Origin of the sequence: Streptomyces sp. SAI-170, assembly GCF_049739565.1 — a bacterium.
Classification (GTDB): Bacteria; Actinomycetota; Actinomycetes; order Streptomycetales; family Streptomycetaceae; genus Streptomyces.
This window is the reverse complement of record NZ_JBMGQD010000001.1, coordinates 6748827-6767735: the sequence shown is the minus strand read 5'-3', so window position 1 is coordinate 6767735 and position 18909 is coordinate 6748827. Positions and strand designations below refer to the sequence as shown.

General features: G+C 69.6%; 13 protein-coding genes. 3 read left to right on the top strand and 10 right to left on the bottom strand.

Annotated elements, in window-relative coordinates; translation table 11 throughout:
- Positions 1–277: 277 nt before the first annotated feature.
- The 3 genes from RKD23_RS30410 to arc all read right to left on the bottom strand — a co-directional run bounded on the left by RKD23_RS30410 (position 278) and on the right by arc (position 4208).
- The gene (locus tag RKD23_RS30410; RefSeq protein ID WP_062154959.1) at positions 278–496 is read right to left on the bottom strand and encodes a ubiquitin-like protein Pup; all 219 of its coding nucleotides are present in this window, start codon (positions 494–496) and stop codon (positions 278–280) included.
- Positions 497–683: 187 nt separating this feature from the next.
- A complete protein-coding gene (gene dop, locus RKD23_RS30405; protein ID WP_404042862.1) occupies positions 684–2195 on the bottom strand; it encodes a depupylase/deamidase Dop in 1512 nt (503 codons plus the stop codon).
- A 246-nt stretch (positions 2196–2441) separates the two neighbouring features.
- Entirely contained in the window at positions 2442–4208 is a 1767-nt protein-coding gene (gene arc, locus RKD23_RS30400; protein WP_404042860.1) for a proteasome ATPase, read from the bottom strand.
- A 246-nt stretch (positions 4209–4454) separates the two neighbouring features.
- On the opposite strand from arc, the gene RKD23_RS30395 reads away from it, so the two are divergent.
- Positions 4455–4760 (top strand): ferredoxin, encoded by a 306-nt coding sequence (locus RKD23_RS30395; protein WP_424856603.1) that lies wholly within the window; start codon positions 4455–4457, stop codon positions 4758–4760.
- A gap of 58 nt (positions 4761–4818) precedes the next feature.
- Here the strand turns inward: RKD23_RS30395 and RKD23_RS30390 are convergent, their stop codons facing one another.
- The 3 genes from RKD23_RS30390 to RKD23_RS30380 form a co-directional block, all read right to left on the bottom strand.
- Positions 4819–5397, bottom strand: coding sequence for a hypothetical protein (locus RKD23_RS30390; protein WP_424856602.1), 579 nt, complete (start codon positions 5395–5397; stop codon positions 4819–4821).
- A gap of 227 nt (positions 5398–5624) precedes the next feature.
- Positions 5625–6527, bottom strand: coding sequence for a tRNA (adenine-N1)-methyltransferase (locus RKD23_RS30385; RefSeq protein WP_424856601.1), 903 nt, complete (start codon positions 6525–6527; stop codon positions 5625–5627).
- Positions 6528–6565: 38 nt separating this feature from the next.
- Positions 6566–8164 carry a site-2 protease family protein gene (locus tag RKD23_RS30380; protein WP_424858371.1) on the bottom strand — a complete coding sequence of 533 codons (1599 nt, stop codon included), beginning with the start codon at positions 8162–8164 and terminating at the stop codon, positions 6566–6568.
- Positions 8165–8783: 619 nt separating this feature from the next.
- Between RKD23_RS30380 and RKD23_RS30375 the strand changes: the two genes are divergently transcribed.
- Positions 8784–9746 (top strand): RecB family exonuclease, encoded by a 963-nt coding sequence (locus tag RKD23_RS30375; RefSeq protein ID WP_424856600.1) that lies wholly within the window; start codon positions 8784–8786, stop codon positions 9744–9746.
- Between the two features lie 14 nt (positions 9747–9760).
- Positions 9761–10435, top strand: coding sequence for a response regulator transcription factor (locus RKD23_RS30370; protein ID WP_356689794.1), 675 nt, complete (start codon positions 9761–9763; stop codon positions 10433–10435).
- A gap of 82 nt (positions 10436–10517) precedes the next feature.
- Here the strand turns inward: RKD23_RS30370 and RKD23_RS30365 are convergent, their stop codons facing one another.
- The 4 genes from RKD23_RS30365 to metH form a co-directional block, all read right to left on the bottom strand.
- On the bottom strand, positions 10518–12104 hold the full coding sequence (locus RKD23_RS30365; RefSeq protein ID WP_424856599.1) for an ABC transporter substrate-binding protein: 1587 nt from the start codon (positions 12102–12104) through the stop codon (positions 10518–10520).
- A 77-nt stretch (positions 12105–12181) separates the two neighbouring features.
- A complete protein-coding gene (locus RKD23_RS30360) occupies positions 12182–13786 on the bottom strand; it encodes an ABC transporter substrate-binding protein (protein ID WP_424856598.1) in 1605 nt (534 codons plus the stop codon).
- A gap of 435 nt (positions 13787–14221) precedes the next feature.
- Entirely contained in the window at positions 14222–14923 is a 702-nt protein-coding gene (locus tag RKD23_RS30355) for an HAD family hydrolase (protein ID WP_424856597.1), read from the bottom strand.
- Between the two features lie 153 nt (positions 14924–15076).
- Positions 15077–18592: a methionine synthase gene (metH, locus tag RKD23_RS30350; RefSeq protein WP_424856596.1), complete on the bottom strand. Its 3516-nt coding sequence runs from the start codon at positions 18590–18592 to the stop codon at positions 15077–15079.
- Positions 18593–18909: the final 317 nt, after the last annotated feature.

Below are 18909 nucleotides of genomic sequence, written 5' to 3'. Positions count from 1 at the left end.
TCGGAGTGCGGCTTGACCTCTCCGCAACCCTGGCAATGCTTGTGACCAGGTGGCACAGCGTCACGCGGCGGGAGCGTCCTCCCCATGGCCTGTTGCCGCCGCCTGTCGGAGTCGGCAGCGCAATTGCGACAGCGATGCTGAAGGCCATCGAGGTTCGTACGCTTACGGGCGAAGGCCGCGCGCGGCTTGGTCATGCCGCACCGCGCACAGCGCTTCACTTCCGAGCCACCTGCCACCGCCCCACCCCGTCGACCTTTGAATCGAAGGCAAAAGCGACCTACTGGCCACCCTTCTGAACGAAGGACCTCACGAAGTCCTCTGCGTTCTCCTCGAGTACGTCATCGATTTCGTCGAGGACCGAGTCCACGTCGTCGCTCAGCTTCTCGTGGCGCTCCTTGAGGTCCTCCGAAGCCTGGGCTTCCGCCGCCTGCTCCTCGACTTCCTCGGTGGAGCGCGTGGCCTTCTGCTGGCCGCCGCCGGTGTCCTTGGTTGCCATAACCTTCACCCCGCTCAGTTGCCCGACATGGTCGACAGGTCGGCTTTCCTGCCGATCGGTGATGATCAGACCCTACTAGCCGGGTCTGACATCGGCCCTGTAGTTCGAAGAACGTACGAGGGCCACCTCGATGATTCCCGGACGGCGGGTTTTCCACCCTCGCGCCCGGGACGGTCCGAGTACCCGTTCAGCCGCCCGAGAGCACCCTGACCAGGTCTTCCGCGGTGCGGCAGCGGTCCAGGAGCTCCTTGACGTGATTTCGCGTTCCGCGTAGCGGTTCCAGGGTTGGGACGCGCTGGAGGGAGTCGCGGCCGGGGAGGTCGAAGATGACCGAGTCCCAGGAGGCGGCAGCGACGTCGTCGGCGTACTGCTCCAGGCAGCGGCCGCGGAAGTAGGCGCGGGTGTCCTCGGGGGGCGTGGACTTGGCCCGCTCGACGTCCTGCTCGTCGAGGAGCCGCTTCATGCGGCCGCGGGCGACGAGGCGGTTGTAGAGGCCCTTCTCGGCGCGTACGTCGGCGTACTGGAGGTCGACGAGGTGCAGGCGGGCGGCGTCCCAGTCGAGGTTGTCGCGGCGCCGGTAGCCCTCCATGACCTCGCGCTTGGCGACCCAGTCGAGTTCGCCGGCGAGGCTCATGGGGTCGTTCTCCAGGCGTGTGAGGGTGTCCTCCCAGCGGGCCAGGACGTCCTTGGTCTGCTCGTCGGCGTCGGCGCCGTAGCGTTCCTCGATGTATTTGCGCGCCAGCTCGTAGTACTCCATCTGAAGTTGTACGGCGGTTAGGGTGCGGCCGCTGCGCAGAGTGACGAGCCGCTTCAGGGAGGGGTCGTGGCTGACCTGGTGGAGGGTGCGTACGGGCTGGTCGACGGCGAGGTCGACGGCGATGAAGCCGTCTTCGATCATGGACAGGACGAGGGCGGTCGTGCCCAGTTTCAGGTAGGTCGAGATCTCGGAGAGGTTGGCGTCGCCGATGATCACGTGGAGGCGGCGGTATTTCTCGGCGTCGGCGTGGGGTTCGTCGCGGGTGTTGATGATGGGGCGCTTGAGGGTCGTCTCCAGGCCGACTTCGACTTCGAAGTAGTCGGCGCGCTGGCTGAGCTGGAAGCCGTGTTCGTGGCCGTCCTGGCCGATGCCGACGCGGCCTGCTCCGGCGAAGACCTGGCGGGAGACGAAGAAGGGGGTGAGGTGGCGCACGATGTCCGAGAAGGGGGTTTCCCGCTTCATCAGGTAGTTCTCGTGCGTGCCGTAGGAGGCGCCTTTGTTGTCGGTGTTGTTCTTGTAGAGGTGGATGGGCTGGGCGCCGGGGAGCTGGGCTGCGCGTTCGGCGGCTTCGGCCATGATGCGTTCGCCGGCTTTGTCCCACAGGACGGCGTCGCGGGGGTTGGTGACCTCGGGGGCGCTGTATTCGGGGTGGGCGTGGTCGACGTAGAGCCGTGCGCCGTTGGTGAGGATGACGTTGGCCAGGCCGATGTCCTCGTCGGTGAGCTGGCTGGAGTCGGCGGCCTCGCGGGCGAGGTCGAAGCCCCGCGCGTCGCGGAGCGGGTTCTCCTCCTCGAAGTCCCAGCGGGCCCGGCGGGCCCGGTGCATCGCCGCCGCGTAGGCGTTGACGATCTGGGACGAGGTGAGCATGGCATTGGCGTTGGGGTGGCCGGGGACGGAGATGCCGTACTCCGTCTCGATGCCCATTACTCGCCGTACGGTCATGCGGCCCTCCTTGCCCGGCGGCGTCCTCGGTCGTGGGCGCCGCTCAGATACCGCTGGCGCTGGGTTGCGTGTGCGGTGCCCGTCCCCGCACTGCGCGACTCGGCGGTACCGAAGAGCCTAGAACGGCTCTGCGCTGGTGTGGAGATCATTTGCGTCATTGCCTTGGTCCGGCCGTGCCCAAAATTCAGCCCGGAAAACAGTCGGCTGCGGGTACCCGGTGGAGGGCACCCGCAGCCGCCCTGTTTTTTACAGGTACTGTCCGGTGTTGGCCACCGTGTCGATGGAGCGTCCGGTGTCGGCGCCCTGCTTTCCGGTGATGAGGGTGCGGATGTAGACGATCCGCTCGCCCTTCTTTCCGGAGATGCGGGCCCAGTCGTCGGGGTTGGTGGTGTTGGGCAGGTCCTCGTTCTCCTTGAACTCGTCCACGCAGGCCTGGAGGAGGTGGGAGACGCGGAGGCCCTTCTGGTTGTTGTCGAGGAATTCCTTGATCGCCATCTTCTTGGCGCGGCCCACGATGTTTTCGATCATGGCGCCGGAGTTGAAGTCCTTGAAGTAGAGGACTTCCTTGTCGCCGTTGGCGTAGGTGACCTCGAGGAAGCGGTTTTCCTCGGATTCGGCGTACATGTGTTCCACTGCCGTCTGGATCATGCTCTGGACGGTGGTGGTCTTGTCGCCGCCGTGTTCGCCGAGGTCGTCGGCGTGCAGCGGGAGGCGCTCGGTCAGGTACTTGCCGAAGATGTCCTTGGCGGCTTCGGCGTCGGGGCGCTCGATCTTGATCTTCACGTCGAGTCGGCCGGGCCGCAGGATGGCGGGGTCGATCATGTCCTCGCGGTTGGAGGCGCCGATGACGACCACGTTCTGCAGGCCTTCCACGCCGTCGATCTCGGCGAGGAGCTGCGGGACGATGGTGTTCTCCACGTCCGAGCTGACGCCGGAGCCGCGGGTGCGGAAGAGGGACTCCATCTCGTCGAAGAAGACGATGACGGGGGTGCCTTCGGAGGCCTTCTCGCGGGCTCGCTGGAAGACGAGCCGGATCTGGCGCTCGGTTTCTCCGACGTACTTGTTGAGGAGCTCGGGGCCCTTGATGTTGAGGAAGAAGCTCTTGCCGGCGGCCTGGCCGGTGACCTCGGCGACCTTTTTGGCCAGCGAGTTGGCGACGGCCTTGGCGATGAGCGTCTTTCCGCATCCGGGGGGCCCGTACAGCAGGACGCCCTTGGGCGGCCGCAGTTCGTGCTCCTTGAAGAGGTCGGGGTAGAGGTAGGGCAGTTCGACCGCGTCGCGGATGGCCTCGATCTGGTTGCCGAGGCCGCCGATCTGCTCGTAGCCGATGTCGGGGACTTCTTCGAGGACGAGTTCTTCGACCTCGCTCTTGGGGACGATCTCGTAGACGTAGCCGGAGCGGGGTTCGAGCAGCAGGGCGTCGCCGGGGCGGATGGTGACGTCCAGCAGCGGCTCGGCGAGCCGTACCACCCGTTCCTCGTCGGTGTGCCCGAGCACCAGGGCGCGTTCGCCGTCCTCGAGGATCTCCTTGAGGGTGACGATGTCCCCGACGCGCTCGAACTCCATGGCTTCGACCACGTTGAGTGCTTCGTTGAGCATGACTTCCTGGCCGCGCCGGAGGTCGTCGAGTTCGACGCTCGGGCTCACGTTGACCCGGAGTTTGCGGCCGCCGGTGAAGATGTCGGCGGTGCCGTCCTCGTTGGCCTCCAGGAAGACTCCGAAGCCGGCCGGTGGCTGGGCGAGCCGGTCGACTTCTTCCTTGAGGGCCACGATCTGGTCGCGGGCCTCGCGCAGGGTGTTCGCGAGTCGCTCGTTCTGGGCGGACACGCCGGCCAGGTTGGTCTGCAGCTCGACGATCCGCTCTTCGAGAATCCTCGTGTGTCGCGGAGAGTCGGCGAGCTTGCGTCGCAGGACGGCGATCTCCTGCTCAAGGTAGGCGATCTGCCCGGCCGGGTCTTCGGACCCTCGTCCCGGGCGGATGCCGCGGTTCATGTCGTCGTCGTGGGCTGCCACGGTCCTCACCTCCTCCAAGGGGAGCTGGACGCTTCCAGACCCTACCTGGGCGGGTGTCGATTGAAACCCCTAGATCACAAAGACTGTCGGGGTGTGTCCGATCTTCACCCTTGCGCTCTCCCTCACGCCAGGGGGATACCCACACAAGCGGGTGGGGAAGCGGGCGGAGGTAGGGTCAAGGTGTTCAACACCCGTCAGGGCCTGGAAGGTTCCCGAAAGGTCCGGCGAACGAAAATGGCAGGAGAGATGACCGTGCAGCAGGACGCCGCAGTCGCCGGCGAGGCGCTGGAGGTCTGGATCGACCAGGACCTGTGCACCGGCGACGGCATCTGTGTGCAGTACGCGCCCGAGGTGTTCGAGCTGGACATCGACGGTCTGGCGTATGTGAAGAGCCCGCAGGACGAGCTGTTGCAGGAGCAGGGGGCGACCACGCCGGTGCCGTTGCCGCTGCTGGCGGATGTGGTGGACTCGGCGAAGGAGTGTCCGGGCGAGTGCATCCATGTGCGGCGCGTTTCGGACAGGGTCGAGGTGTTCGGTCCGGACGCCGGGTGACCGCACCTTCACGGCTTGTCACCAATGTCTGATTTCTCACACCTGCCGGTGGCCGGTGTCAGACGCTGCGTGCCTCGGAGGGTGTCGAGCGGACGAACGCTCCGTTCTTCCACTGCCACTTCGCGTTGTCGGTGACGTCGGGGCAGCAGGTGGGCACGTCCGGCGTGGAGTAGCCGAGCAGGCTCGCGCGGACTGTGCCGGAGCGTACGGCGAGGTCGGTGACCTTGGTGCGGTCCTTGGGGTCGACGAGTGTGGCGACCACGCGCGCGTGGGGGGCGCCGGCGCCCTGCGTGAGGACGTAGACGCCGTCGGGCGGGGTGCTCATTCCGGCGTCGCAGTGGACGACGGCGACGGTCTCGGGCCGGCCGTCCCCGTCGAGGTCTCCGGTCGCCTTCTTGGCGACGACGAGCTTCACCGGGCCGCAGTCCAGGGGGAAGTCGACGCCGGTGGTGGCGGGGGGCGCGGCGGCGGCCGGGGCGGACTTGGGTGCGGTGCCGGGTGCCTGGGCGGCGGTCGCCGACTCGGGCTGGAGCACGGAGGAGAGGGCCACGACTCCGGCGACGGCGGTCGCGGTGGCGAGCCAGTGGATCGGGTGGGTGTGCGTGTGTGCCAGTTCCGGGACGGCGGATTGCTGCACTAGGAGTGTCTCCCGTGAGGGCTGTGCCGGTGGGGGGGTGGCCTGCATGGTGCCACACGTCACAGCGCGGGGGAACGGCGGGGTGCCGGTTGTCACGCGGGACCGCTGGGTGGGCCTGGCACGGTGTCAATGCCCGGTGTGAACGACGAAGCGCCGTGGTGGAGTTCCCGCTGGTGTACGGGAACTCCACCACGGCGCGGCGGCGTTGGACGGTGTGGCGGGCCGCGTCAGCGGCCGATGCCTCCGTCGGCGTTGGGGCCGGAGTAGTCCTCGCCGTAGGCGCCCTTGGCGGGGCGGCGTCGGCGCATGGGCGGCTCGACGCCGTCGGCGAGGCGGCGGGCGGTGAGGAGGAAGCCGGTGTGGCCGATCATCCGGTGGTCCGGGCGGACGGCGAGGCCCTCGATGTGCCAGTTGCGGATCATCGTCTCCCAGGCGGTCGGCTCGTTGAAGCAGCCGATCTCGCGGATGGACTCGACGGTCCGGGCGAGCTGGGTGGTGGTCGCGACGTAGCAGCACAGGATGCCGCCGGGGACGAGCGCCTTGGAGACGGCCTCCAGGCACTCCCAGGGGGCGAGCATGTCGAGGATGACGCGGTCGACGTCGGTGTCGGACAGGTTGTCCTGGAGGTCGCCGACGGTGAGCTGCCAGGCGGGGTGCGGGCCGCCGAAGTAGCGCTCCACGTTCTGCTTGGCGATCTCGGCGAAGTCCTCGCGGCGCTCGTAGGAGTGCAGCATGCCGTCGTCGCCGATGGCGCGCAGCAGGAAGCTGCTGAGCGAGCCGGAGCCGACGCCGGCCTCGACGACGCGTGCGCCGGTGAAGATGTCGGCGAAGGCGAGGATCTGCCCCGCGTCCTTCGGGTAGACGACGGCTGCCCCGCGGGGCATGGACAGGACGTAGTCGGGGAGCAGGGGGCGCAGCGCGAGGTAGGCGACGTTTCCGGTGGTGCGGACAACGCTGCCCTCGGGAGCGCCGATCAGTTCGTCGTGCGGGAAGCTGCCCTTGTGGGTGTGGAAGTTCTTCCCGGCTTCGAGCGTGAACGTGTAGTGGCGGCCCTTGGGGTCGGTCAGCTGTACCTGGTCCCCGACCTTGAAGGGCCCGCGCCTGCGGGCGGCACCGGTCGGTTCGGACATGTGACCAGCCTACCGGGGTTTGCGGGGGCCGCAGACCACTAGCTGGGGCGGGCCATGGCCTTGACGAAGGCGCGCTCGACGTCGGCGGCGGACAGGACGCCGTAGATCTCGCCGGTGTCCTCGACGACGAGGTACTCGGTGGCGGGGGTGGCCCGCAGCACCTCCAGGAGTTCCTCCCCCGCGAGCTCGGCGGAGACGCGCATGCCGTCGGTGAGGTCCTGGGCGAGTCCACTGACCGGGACCCAGGGGCGGCGGTGTTCGGGTACGCCGACGATGGCGGCCTCGCGGACGAGGGAGAGGGGGTGGCCGTCGGCGTCGACGACGACCAGGGCGCGGGCGCCGGCGGCGTTGGCCTGGCGCAGCGCCTCGGACAGGGGGGTGTCGGTCTGCACGGGTACGGCGCGCCGGGTGAGGGTGCGGGCGCGCAGTTCGGGCAGGTGCTCGCGCAGGCGGGCGACGCGCAGGCTGTTGCCGGCGCCGGTCCAGATGATCGCGGCGAGGATGGCGGCGAGCAGGGCGTCCATGACGGTGTCCATGCCGACGTTGTCGACGGCGTCGGAGCCGAGGGCGCCGGACTGGGTGAGCAGCGGCAGGCCGATCAGTACGGCGACGGCGAGGGCGCGGCCGAACCAGGCGGCGGCGATGGTGCCGCTCATGGGTTTGCCGGTGAGCTTCCATACGACGGCGCGCAGCATGCGGCCGCCGTCGAGGGGGAGGCCGGGCAGGAGGTTGAACGCGGCCACGATGAGGTTGGAGATCATCAGGCCGGCGAGCAGGACGCCGGGGACGGTGCCGGGTTCGACGGTCTGCATGGCGGCGTAGAAGAGGCCGGCCAGGACGAGGGAGAGCAGCGGGCCGACGAAGGCGAGGACGAACTCGCGGCCCGGTGTCTCGGCCTCCTTCTCGATCTCGGAGACGCCGCCGAAGAACTGGAGCTGGATGCGGCGGACCGGGAGCTTGAAGCGGATCGCGGCGACGGTGTGGGCGAGCTCGTGGACGAGGACCGAGGCGTAGAAGGCGACCGCGAAGAAGAGGGACACCAGGTAGCGGGCGGCCCCCAGTTCGGGCAGGACCCGGTCGAGCTGGCCGCCGAACACCCACGTGATCAGCGCGGCGACGAGGAACCAGCTGGGCGCGACGTAGACGGGCACGCCGAAGGGCCGGCCCATCAGGATGCCCCCGCCGGGTTCCCGTTGCGCGGGGCGCCCCTTGCCGGGGGCGGGGTCGTGGTGGCTGTGTGCCTCCGTGCGGGGGCCGTGGCCGGGGGTGGTGCGGGTGGGGGGTGTGGTGTCGCCGGTGGGGGCGGGGCGGTCGCCGGGGGTGGGGGACGCAGTGCCGTCGCGGGAGGCGCCGGATACGGTCTCGCCACCGGACGCGGAGGGGGCAGTGCGGTCACCGGAGGCGGAAGGCGCGGTGCCATCGCCAGAGGCGCCGGATACGGTCTCGCCACCAGGCGCGGAGGGGGCAGTGCGGTCACCGGAGGCGGAAGGCGCGGTGCCATCGCCAGAGGCGCCGGATACGGTCTCACCACCAGGCGCGGAGGGGGCGGCGGACGCAGTGCCGTCACCAGAGGCGGAAGGCGCGGTGTCACCGCCGGGCGCAGTGGGTGCGGCGTTGCCGCCGCGCACTGAGGGCACAGCGGCCGCAGCGCCGTCACCGGAGGCCGAGGGCGCAGTGCTGTTGCCGGAGGCGCCGGATGCGGTCTCACCGCCAGACGCAGAGGGGACAGCGGACGAAGTGCCGTCGCCGGAGGCGGGAGGCGCGGTGCCGTCGTCAAGCGCGTCGGATGCGGTCTCACCGCCAGGCGCGGAGGGAACGGCAGGCACCGTGCCGTCGCCAGGTGCGGAAGGCGCGGTCTCGCCGCCGGGCGCGGCAGGTGCGGTGTCCTCGGTGGGGGCCGTCCCGCTCTGTACGTCGCCCGCCGATCGGGGCGTGTTCTTCGAGAGGTCGGGCTCGGCCGGGGTGCGGGGGGCGTCGGGGCTGGGCGTGCCGGTCGCCGCCGGGGGCTCTTCGGGGGCTGGGTCGGCCGAGGGCGGGGTCCTGTGGGCTGGCTGGTGCTCGGCCGGGTCCTTGTCGTCCGGCCGCGGCTGGCCGCTCCCGCCGCTCTGGTCCACGGTGTCCCCTCGTTCGAAGCGTCCTCCGCGCCTGCCGGGCGGAAGGGTCTCGGGTCGATGGTATGCGGCCTGCCCGTCGCGTTCCGCCCCGGCACCCCTGCGGCTGGGTGACTGTCAGTGGTGGGCCGTAAGGTCTTGGGGCATGGAGACCAGCACCGAGAGCGCAGCGCAGGCCGTGACCACACCGTCCGGGGAGTCCGTGGACTCCGTCCCGGCCGGGACGGCCATAGCGCCGGTCTCGCTGTCGCCCTCGCGGGCCAGTGACTTCATGCAGTGCCCGCTGCTGTACCGGTTCCGGGTGATCGACCGGCTGCCGGAGAAGCCGAGCGAGGCGGCGACCAGGGGGACCCTGGTGCATGCGGTGCTGGAGCGGCTGTTCGACGCTCCGGCGGGTGAGCGGACACCGCCGCGCGCCAAGTCGTTGATCCCCGGCCAGTGGGACCGGCTGCGGGAGTCGCGCCCGGAGGTCGTGGAGCTGTTCGCGGACGACCCGGAGGGCGAGCGGCTCGCGCGCTGGCTGGGTGAGGCGGAGCGGCTCGTGGAGCGGTGGTTCACGCTGGAGGACCCGACCCGGCTGGAGCCCGCCGAGCGTGAGCTGTTCGTCGAGGCCGAGCTGGAGTCCGGGCTGCGGTTGCGCGGGATCATCGACCGGGTGGACGTGGCGCCGACCGGCGAGGTGCGGATCGTCGACTACAAGACGGGCAAGGCGCCCCGGCCGGAGTACGCCGAGGGTGCGCTGTTCCAGATGAAGTTCTACGCGCTGGTCGTCTGGCGGCTGAAGCAGGTGATCCCGCGCCGGCTGCAGCTGGTGTATCTCGGCAGCGGTGACGTGCTGACGTACGACCCGGTGCCGGCGGATCTTGAGCGCGTGGAGCGCAAGCTGCTGGCGCTGTGGGAGGCGATCCGGCAGGCGACGGAGACGGGCGACTGGCGGCCGCGGCCCACGAAGCTGTGCGGCTGGTGCGACCACCAGGCGCACTGTCCGGAGTTCGGCGGCACTCCCCCGCCCTATCCGCTGGCGGTGACGGTGGCGGTTCCGGTCGAACCGCCGTTGAGGGCGCCCGAGTCGGCGGTGGGCGAGCAGGGCAGAATGGGGCCGGACTAGCGAAGGAGACTCACGTGGCCATCCGCGTCCTACTGGTCGACGACCAGCCCCTGCTGCGTACGGGCTTCCGGATGATCCTGGAGGCGGAGCAGGACATCGCGGTCGTCGGTGAGGCCGGTGACGGTCTGCAGGCGCTCGATCAGGTGCGGGCCCTGCAGCCCGATGTGGTTCTGATGGACATCCGCATGCCGCGGATGGACGGGGTGGAGGCGACGCGGCAGATCACCGGTCCCGGCCGGGACGGCCCGGCGAAGGTGCTGGTGCTGACGACGTTCGATCTCGACGAGTACGTGGTGGAGGCGCTGCGGGCGGGCGCCAGCGGGTTCCTGCTGAAGGACGCCCCGGCCAATGAGCTGGTGCAGGCCATTCGCGTGGTGGCGGCCGGTGAGGCGATGCTCGCGCCGAGCATCACGCGCCGGCTGCTCGACAAGTACGCCACGCATCTGCCCTCGGGCGACGAGCCGGTTCCGGACACGCTGCACACGCTGACCGAGCGTGAGGTGGAGGTGCTGAAGCTGGTGGCCCGCGGGCTGTCGAACGCGGAGATCGCCGCGGATCTGTTCGTGAGCGAGACGACGGTCAAGACGCATGTGGGCCATGTGCTGACCAAGCTGGGGCTGCGCGACCGGGTGCAGGCGGCGGTGTACGCGTACGAGAGCGGGCTGGTGCGCCCCGGCGCACAGCAATAGCACACGCGCGAAGGGCGCCTTCCCCGCCGGGAAGGCGCCCTTCGGCGTGCGTACGGCAGGCCCGTCAGGCCCGGCGGTCCCGTCAGTCCTTGCTCTTGCTGATCTCCCAGAAGCGGAAGACGGTCGAGGCGTCGAGGCAGTACTCCAGGCCGTAGACGCCGTCGGCGACGACGGCGTACTGCTTGGCCTGCCAGACGGGCAGGACGGGGATCTCGTCGGCGACGATCTGCTGGAGTGCGTCGAAGTCGTTGTCGGTGGCGGCGCGGTTGCTCTCGCCCGCGGTGCGCGGGATGAGGGTGCCGGTGATGGTCTTGTTGGTGTAGTTGTTGCCGAGGACGTTGCCCTTGCCGAAGAACGGGGCGGTGAAGTTGTCGGCGTCGGGGTAGTCGGGCACCCAGCCCTTGACGTAGACGCCGTACTTGCCGGCGGCGATGTCCTTCTCGTACTGGTCGAACGCCACGGACTTGACGTCGGCGTCGAACAGGCCGCTGTCGTTGAGCTGTCCGGCGATCGCCTTGAGTTCCTGGTCGGTGGCGGGGCCGTAGCGGGAGGGCGTGGACCAGAGGGTGAGCTGCACCTTGTCGGTGATGCCGGCCTCGCGCAGTACGGACTTGGCCTGTTCCTTGGAGGGGCGGCCGCCGTAGGTGTCGAAGAAGGCGGTGTTGTGGCCGTCGATGCCCGCCGGGATGATCGAGTAGAGGGGGGTGGCGGTGCCCTCGTAGACGTCGCTGATGAGGGCGTCGCGGTCGAGGAGGTGGGCGATGGCCTTGCGGACGGGGAGCTGCCCGGCGACGGGGTCGTCCATGTTGAAGACGAGGTGCTGGACCTCGGCGCTGCTGCCCTCGACGACCTCGGTGCCGGTGCCGTCGGACTTGGCCTCGATGTCGGCGATGTCGGCGGCGCTCAGGCCTCGGTAGGCGATGTCGACGTCGCCCTCCTGCAGGGCCTGCTTGAGGGCGGTCTGGTCGCCGTGGAAGAACTTGAGGGTGACGCCGGAGTTCTGGATCTCGGCGGTGCCCTTGTAGTTCTCGTTGACGGAGAAGACGGCCTCGTCGTCGCTGAAGGAGTCCAGCTTGTAGGGGCCGGAGCCGCTGGCCTCGCCGTCCTCGCGCAGGCCGTCGGCGTCGTAGTCGCGGTGGTTGACGATGGAGCCGGCGCCGGAGGCGATCTTGCTGGGGAAGGTGGCGTCGGGGACCTTCAGCTTGAAGACGACGGTCTTGTCGTCCGGGGTCTCGACCTTGTCCAGCATGGGGAACATGATCGCGGGGCCGGCGTCGTCGTTGATCTTCAGCATGCGGTCGAAGGAGAACTTGACGTCCTCCGACGTGAGCGGGTCGCCGTTGCTGAACTTCAGGCCGTCCTTGAGGGTGCACTCGTAGACCGTGGCCTGGGTGTCGGAGAAGCCGCACTGTTCGGCGGCCTCCGGCTCGGGCACGGTGCCGCCCTTGGGGAAGCTGAGCAGGGACTGGAAGACGTTGTTGAACAGCAGCCACGAGCCGGGGTCGTAGCCCGATGCCGGGTCGGTGGCGAGGACGTCGTCGGACATCCCCATGACCACGCTGGAGCCGGTTCCGCCGGAGTCGCCGGTCTCCGTGCCGCAGCCGGTCAGCAGGCCGGAGGCCAGTCCCGCCACGATGGGCAGGACCGGCCACTGGTTGCGCATGTTCACGTGCGTGTGCCTTGTCGTCGTTCTCGAGAAGAAGCCCGGGGTGCGCCGTCCCGGGCCCCCCGGAGGACGCGGAAGCGTCAGCCGCTCACACCGCGGCCGAGTTCCCAGAGCTGAAGGGTGGAGGAGGAGTTGAGGACGTACGCGGTGCCGGTGATGTCGTCACGGGCGGCGACGTACTGCTTGCCCTGCCACAGCGGCAGGACGGGGACGTCCTCGGCGACGATGTCCTGGATCTCGGTCAGGCTCGTCGCGGCCGAGCCCCGGTCGGGCTCGCGGCGGGATGCGGGGATGAGGGTGTTGCGGATGACGCTGTTGGCGTACGGCGACTTGAGGAAGTTGTCGTCGTCGAGGAACGGCGCGAGGTAGTTGTCGGCGTCGGGGAAGTCGGGGAACCAGCCCATGCCCCAGACCTCGTAGGAGCCCTTGCGCTGGGCGGGGACGAAGCTGTCCCAGGGGGTGCCCTTGATGGTGACGTCGAACAGGCCGCTGGCGTTGAGCTGCTTCTGCAGTACCTCGAACTCCTGCTTGGTGGCGGCACCGTAGTGGTCGGTGGTGTAGTGCAGCGTCAGCTTCACCGGGGTGGTGACGTCCGCCTTGGCCAGCAGGGACTCGGCCTTGTCGGTGCTGGGGTCGCCGTACTCGTTGAAGAACGAGTTGGAGTGGCCGGTGATGGTGGCCGGGACGAGCGAGTAGAGGGGCTCGGCCTGGGAGCCGTAGACCTTGGAGACCAGTTCGCTGCGGTTGACGACCTGGGCCATGGCCTGGCGTACGGCCTTGTCCTTGACGCCGGGGGCGTCGGTGTTGAAGGCGAGGTAGCGGATCTCCAGGCCGGGCATGTCGATGAGTTCGACGTTCTCGCCCGGGTCGATGGAGAGCTTCTTGATCTGCTCGGGCGTCAGGGTGCGGCTCATGACGTCGATGTCGCCGTCCTGCAGGGCGGCGTCCATGGCGTCGGCGTCCTTGAAGGAGCGGATCTCGGCCTTGTCGTTGTTCACCGTCAGAGCGCCCTTGTACTCGGCGTTCTTGGTGAACACGGCGGAGACCATCTCGTCGTTCTCGACCTTGGCCTCGAGCTTGTACGGGCCGGAGCCGCTGACCTCGAACCCGTCGCGCAGCTTGCCCTTGTCGTAGTCGGCGGGGTTGACGATGCCCGCGACGGGGGTCGACAGCTTGTAGGGGAAGGTGGCGTCGGCGGTCTTCAGGTGGAAGACGACCTCGCGCTCGCCCTGCGCCTCGACGGTGTCGATGGTGGACAGCAGCGCGGAGACGCCGGAGTCGGCCTTGATGGCCAGGGCCCGGTCGATGGAGAACTTGACGTCCTTGGCGGTGACCGGGTTGCCGTCGGCGAACTTCAGGCCCTCGCGCAGCTTGCAGACGTAGCGCTCGTTGCCGGTGTCCGTGAAGGTGCAGCTCTCGGCGGCCTCGGGGACGGGCTCGCCCTCGCCGCGGGGCTGGATCATCAGGGTCTGCACGGTCTGGCGCAGGATGTTCCAGCTGCCGACGTCGTAGGCGTAGGCCGGGTCCAGGGGGGCGGGGGCGTCCGCGGTGGCGATGAACCGGTCCGTGGTGCCGACGGCGATCGCGCCGCCGCCGTCGCTCCCGCCGTCGGCCCCGCCGCAGGCGGCGAGTACCGGCGCGAGCAGGCCGATGACGGCCGGCAGCACCAAAGTCTTGCGGTTCATGCTCGGGTTTCTCCACTGCTGTCAGGTCCGTGTATCACGCAAGCAGGGGTGGCGCCGCGAGACCACGGGGAGGGGGGTGATGTTCTCGCGACGAGATTAATGGGCGCCCGCTCCGGGGTTCACAGCCACCGGAGTTGAGGTTCCATCACGCTCTGAAACCGGGCGTGGACACACCGAAAACCCGACAGTGGAAGGTTTGGGTACAGCGTCCCCCCAATCCGGACACAAGGGCACGCCCATGCTTCGGAAAAAGGGGCAGATGGCACACGTCGGCGCTCGTGTCGAGGCCCTGCGGCGTGGGGAACCTCACATCGCCAACCTCGTTCACACCCGGTGGAATTCGCCCCCGCCCGGGCCGTCTCCGGTTTAATCCGCGCTCGCGTGCGACTCGGAAAGAAAACGCGTGCGAATGGCGTCCGCACGTCCGGTGAACGCTCAGACCATTTGTGTCATCAGGCCGCGCAGAAATGCCAGGTCGACCTCTTCGAGAGAGGTCACGACGGTCCGCCGGGCGGCCGGGGCGATGGGCGCCACGGAGGGCACGGCCACCACCTGGCAGCCGGCCGCCTCGGCGGCGGCGACGCCGGTCGCGGTGTCCTCGACGACGGCGCATCTGGCCGGATCGACGCCGAGTCCGGCGGCCGCGAACAGATACGGGTCGGGGTGCGGCTTGGTGCGCGGCACCTCGTCGCCGGCGACGGTGAGCCGGAAGTGCTGGGGGCCGAGCGAGGTGAGCACACGGTCGATGATGCGCCGGTGGGAGGCGGAGACCAGGGCCGTCGGGACGTCGTGCGCGGCCAGTTCGGCCAGCAGCCGGGCGGCGCCGGGCATCAGCGGCAGGGCGCGCTCGATGCGGTCCTCGAAGCCCTCGTTGAGCAGGACGGTCAGTTCGGCGAGGGTGATGTCCGCGCCGGTGGCCTCGATGAGGAACCCCGCGCTGCGGCTCATGGGGCCGCCGACCACGACATGCCGCCAGGAGTCGTCGAGGGTGTGGCCGAGAGCGGCGAACACCTCCACCTCGACGTCCCACCAGAAACCCTCGGTGTCCACGAGAGTGCCGTCCATGTCGAGGAGCACGGCCTGCAGGGCGGAGCCCTCGGCCGTACGGGTGCCGAGTGCGGGGACCGTGGTGGTCATCCGGCGTACCTCCTTCAGGGCCCAGCAGGCCGGTTCCCGCGCGGGGAACCGGCCTGCAGTGGACCGACCAGTGTACGTCGCGTGCGGCGCGAGCGCCTCGTTTAAAAGTCGTGCGCCAGGGCACGCCGCCCGGCGAGCTGCGTCTCAGCCGCCTCAGCGGGCGTTGAAGTACTTCGCCTCCGGGTGGTGGATCACGATCGCGTCCGTGGACTGCTCAGGGTGCAGCTGGAACTCCTCGGACAGCTGCACACCGATGCGCTCGGGCTCCAGCAGGCCGGCGATCTTCGCGCGGTCCTCCAGGTCCGGGCAGGCGCCGTAGCCGAGGGAGAAGCGGGCGCCGCGGTACTTCAGCTCGAACATGCCCTCGATCTCGGCGGGGTCCTCCCCCGCGAAGCCGAGCTCGGAACGCACGCGCGCGTGCCAGTACTCGGCGAGTGCCTCGGCCAACTGCACGGACAGGCCGTGCAGTTCGAGGTAGTCGCGGTAGGAGTTGGACTCGAAGAGGCGGGCGGTCTCCTCGCCGATGCGGGAGCCGACAGTGACGACCTGGAGCCCGACGACGTCCGTCTCGCCGGACTCCTCCGGGCGGAAGAAGTCGGCCAGACACAGACGCCGGCCGCGCCGCTGGCGGGGGAAGGTGAAGCGGGTGCGCTCGTTGCCCTGCTCGTCCAGGATGATCAGGTCGTCGTCCTTGGACACGCACGGGAAGTAGCCGTAGACGACGGCCGCTTCGAGGAGGTTCTCGGTCTGCAGCCGGTCCAGCAGGCCGCGCAGCCGCGGACGTCCCTCGGTCTCGACGAGCTCCTCGTACGTCGGTCCCTCGCCGGTGCGGGCCTGCTTCAGGCCCCACTGGCCCTTGAACAGGGCGCCCTCGTCCAGCCAGGACGCGTACTCCTTGAGCTGGATGCCCTTGACGACGCGGGTGCCGAAGAACGGCGGGGTCGGGACCGGGTTGTCGGTGGCCACGTCGGAGCGGACGTGGCCCTCCTCCGGGCGTTCCTCGACCACGGCGCCGGCCGCCGCCCGCACCCGGCGCTGCTTGAGCTCGGGCAGCTTGGCGCCGGGCACGCCCCGCTTGACGCCGATGAGGGCGTCCATCAGCCGCAGGCCCTCGAACGCGTCGCGGGCGTAGCGGACTTCGCCCTCGTAGATCTCGTGCAGGTCCTGCTCGACGTAGGCGCGGGTGAGCGCTGCGCCGCCGAGGATGACGGGGTAGTTCGCCGCGAGGCCGCGGGCGTTGAGCTCCTCCAGGTTCTCCTTCATGATCACGGTGGACTTCACCAGGAGACCGGACATGCCGATGACGTCGGCCCGGTGCTCCTCGGCGGCGTCCAGGATCGCGGAGACCGGCTGCTTGATGCCGAGGTTGACGACGTTGTAGCCGTTGTTGGACAGGATGATGTCGACGAGGTTCTTGCCGATGTCGTGGACGTCGCCGCGGACGGTGGCGAGGACGATGGTGCCCTTGCCGGCCTCGTCGGTCTTCTCCATGTGCGGTTCGAGGTGGGCGACGGCCGTCTTCATCACCTCGGCGGACTGGAGCACGAACGGCAGCTGCATCTGGCCGGAGCCGAACAGCTCGCCGACGACCTTCATGCCGTCGAGGAGGGTCTCGTTGACGATGTCCAGGGCCGGGCGGGTTTCGAGGGCGGCGTCGAGGTCGGCCTCCAGGCCGTTCTTCTCGCCGTCGATGATGCGCCGCTTGAGGCGCTCGTCCAGCGGCAGCGCGGCCAGTTCCTCGGCCTTGCCGGCCTTGAGGGACTTGGCGGTGGCGCCCTCGAAGAGCTGCATGAGCTTCTGCAGCGGGTCGTAGCCCTCGCTGCGGCGGTCGTGGATCAGGTCGAGGGCGGTCTGCACCTGCTCCTCGTCGAAGCGGGCGATGGGCAGGATCTTGGAGGCGTGCACGATCGCCGAGTCCAGGCCCGCCTTGACGCACTCGTCGAGGAAGACGGAGTTGAGCAGGATGCGGGCGGCCGGGTTGAGGCCGAAGGAGATGTTGGACAGGCCGAGGGTGGTCTGTACCTCCGGGTGGCGGCGCTTGAGCTCGCGGATGCCCTCGATGGTGGCGATGCCGTCGCGGCGGGACTCCTCCTGGCCGGTGCAGATGGTGAAGGTGAGGCAGTCGACGAGGATGTCCTCCTCACGGATGCCCCAGTTGCCGGTGAGGTCGTCGATGAGCCGTTCGGCGATCTCGACCTTCTTCTCGGCGGTGCGGGCCTGGCCCTCCTCGTCGATGGTCAGCGCGATCAGCGCGGCGCCGTGCTCCTGGGCGAGGCGGGTGACGCGGGCGAAGCGGGACTCGGGGCCGTCGCCGTCCTCGTAGTTCACCGAGTTGATCACCGCGCGGCCGCCGAGCTTCTGCAGGCCCGCCTCGATGACGTCGACCTCGGTGGAGTCCAGCACGATCGGCAGGGTGGAGGCGGTGGCGAAGCGGCCGGCCAGCTCCTCCATGTCGGCGACGCCGTCGCGGCCGACGTAGTCCACGCACAGGTCGAGCATGTGCGCGCCCTCGCGGATCTGCTCGCGCGCCATCTCCACGCAGTCGTCCCAGCGGGCCTCGAGCATGGCGTCGCGGAACTTCTTGGAGCCGTTGGCGTTGGTGCGCTCGCCGATGGCCAGGTAGGAGGTGTCCTGGCGGAAGGGCACGGTCTGGTACAGCGAGGCGGCGCCGGGCTCGGGGCGGGGGCTGCGCTCGGCCGGGGTCAGCTCGCGGACCCGCTCCACCACCTGGCGCAGATGCTCGGGCGTGGTGCCGCAGCAGCCGCCGACCAGGGACAGGCCGTAGTCGCGGACGAAGTTCTCCTGCGCGTCGGCGAGCTCGGGCGCGGTCAGCGGGTAGTGGGCGCCGTCGGCGGTGAGCACGGGCAGGCCGGCGTTGGGCATGCAGGACAGCGGGATGCGGGCGGTCCGGGCGAGGTAGCGCAGGTGCTCGCTCATCTCGGCGGGGCCGGTGGCGCAGTTCAGGCCGATCATGTCGATGCCGAGCGGCTCCAGGGCCGTCAGGGCGGCGCCGATCTCGGAGCCGAGCAGCATGGTGCCGGTGGTCTCGACGGTGACGGAGACGATGAGCGGCACGTCGTAGCCGGCCGTCTCCATCGCGCGGCGGGCGGCGATGACGGAGGCCTTGGTCTGGAGCAGGTCCTGGGTGGTCTCCACCAGCAGGGCGTCGGCGCCGCCGGCGAGGAGTCCCTCGGCGTTCTGCTGATAGGCGTCGCGGATCGCGGTGAAGGTGGTGTGGCCGAGGGTGGGCAGCTTGGTGCCCGGGCCCATGGAGCCCAGCACCCAGCGCTGCCGGCCGTCGCGGGCGGCGTAGGCGTCGGCGGTCTCGCGGGCGATGCGGGCGCCGGCCTCGGACAGCTCGGCGACGCGGTCGGCGATGTCGTACTCGCCGAGGGCGCTGAGGTTGGCGCCGAAGGTGTTGGTCTCCACGCAGTCCACGCCGGCGTCGAAGTACGCCTCGTGCACGGAGGCCACGATGTCGGGCCGGGTGACGTTGAGGACCTCGTTGCAGCCTTCCAGCTGCTGGAAGTCCTCCAGGGACGGGTCCTGGGCCTGGAGCATCGTGCCCATGGCTCCGTCGGCGACCACCACACGGGTGGCGAGCGCCTGGCGGAGCGCGGACGCGCGGGTCCGGCTGTCGGCGGAAGGGGTCGGCGGCACAGAGGCCATGAAGGGCTCCCTCGGATGCGACGGCTGTCGGCTTTGCGCCCCTAGGACCAGGCCTTGCAGGTCTTAGCGGTGAAGCCCGTGGGGGCTTCCCCGAGAGGGCGCACGCCGTCAGGGTAGCCGGGACCCCGCGCCTGTGGTCAGGGGCGTCCACCACCCGGACGAGCAGGCGGCGGGGTCCGTGCCGGTGGGCACGTGACCCATGATGTGGCGAACGAGCGGTGACCGAAAGGCGACCGGCCTCGGACGACCATTAGCGCAGGGTCGGCATCGACCGGTAGTGTTCGACATTGCCGAACAGTGGATCGTGTCGAACAGCG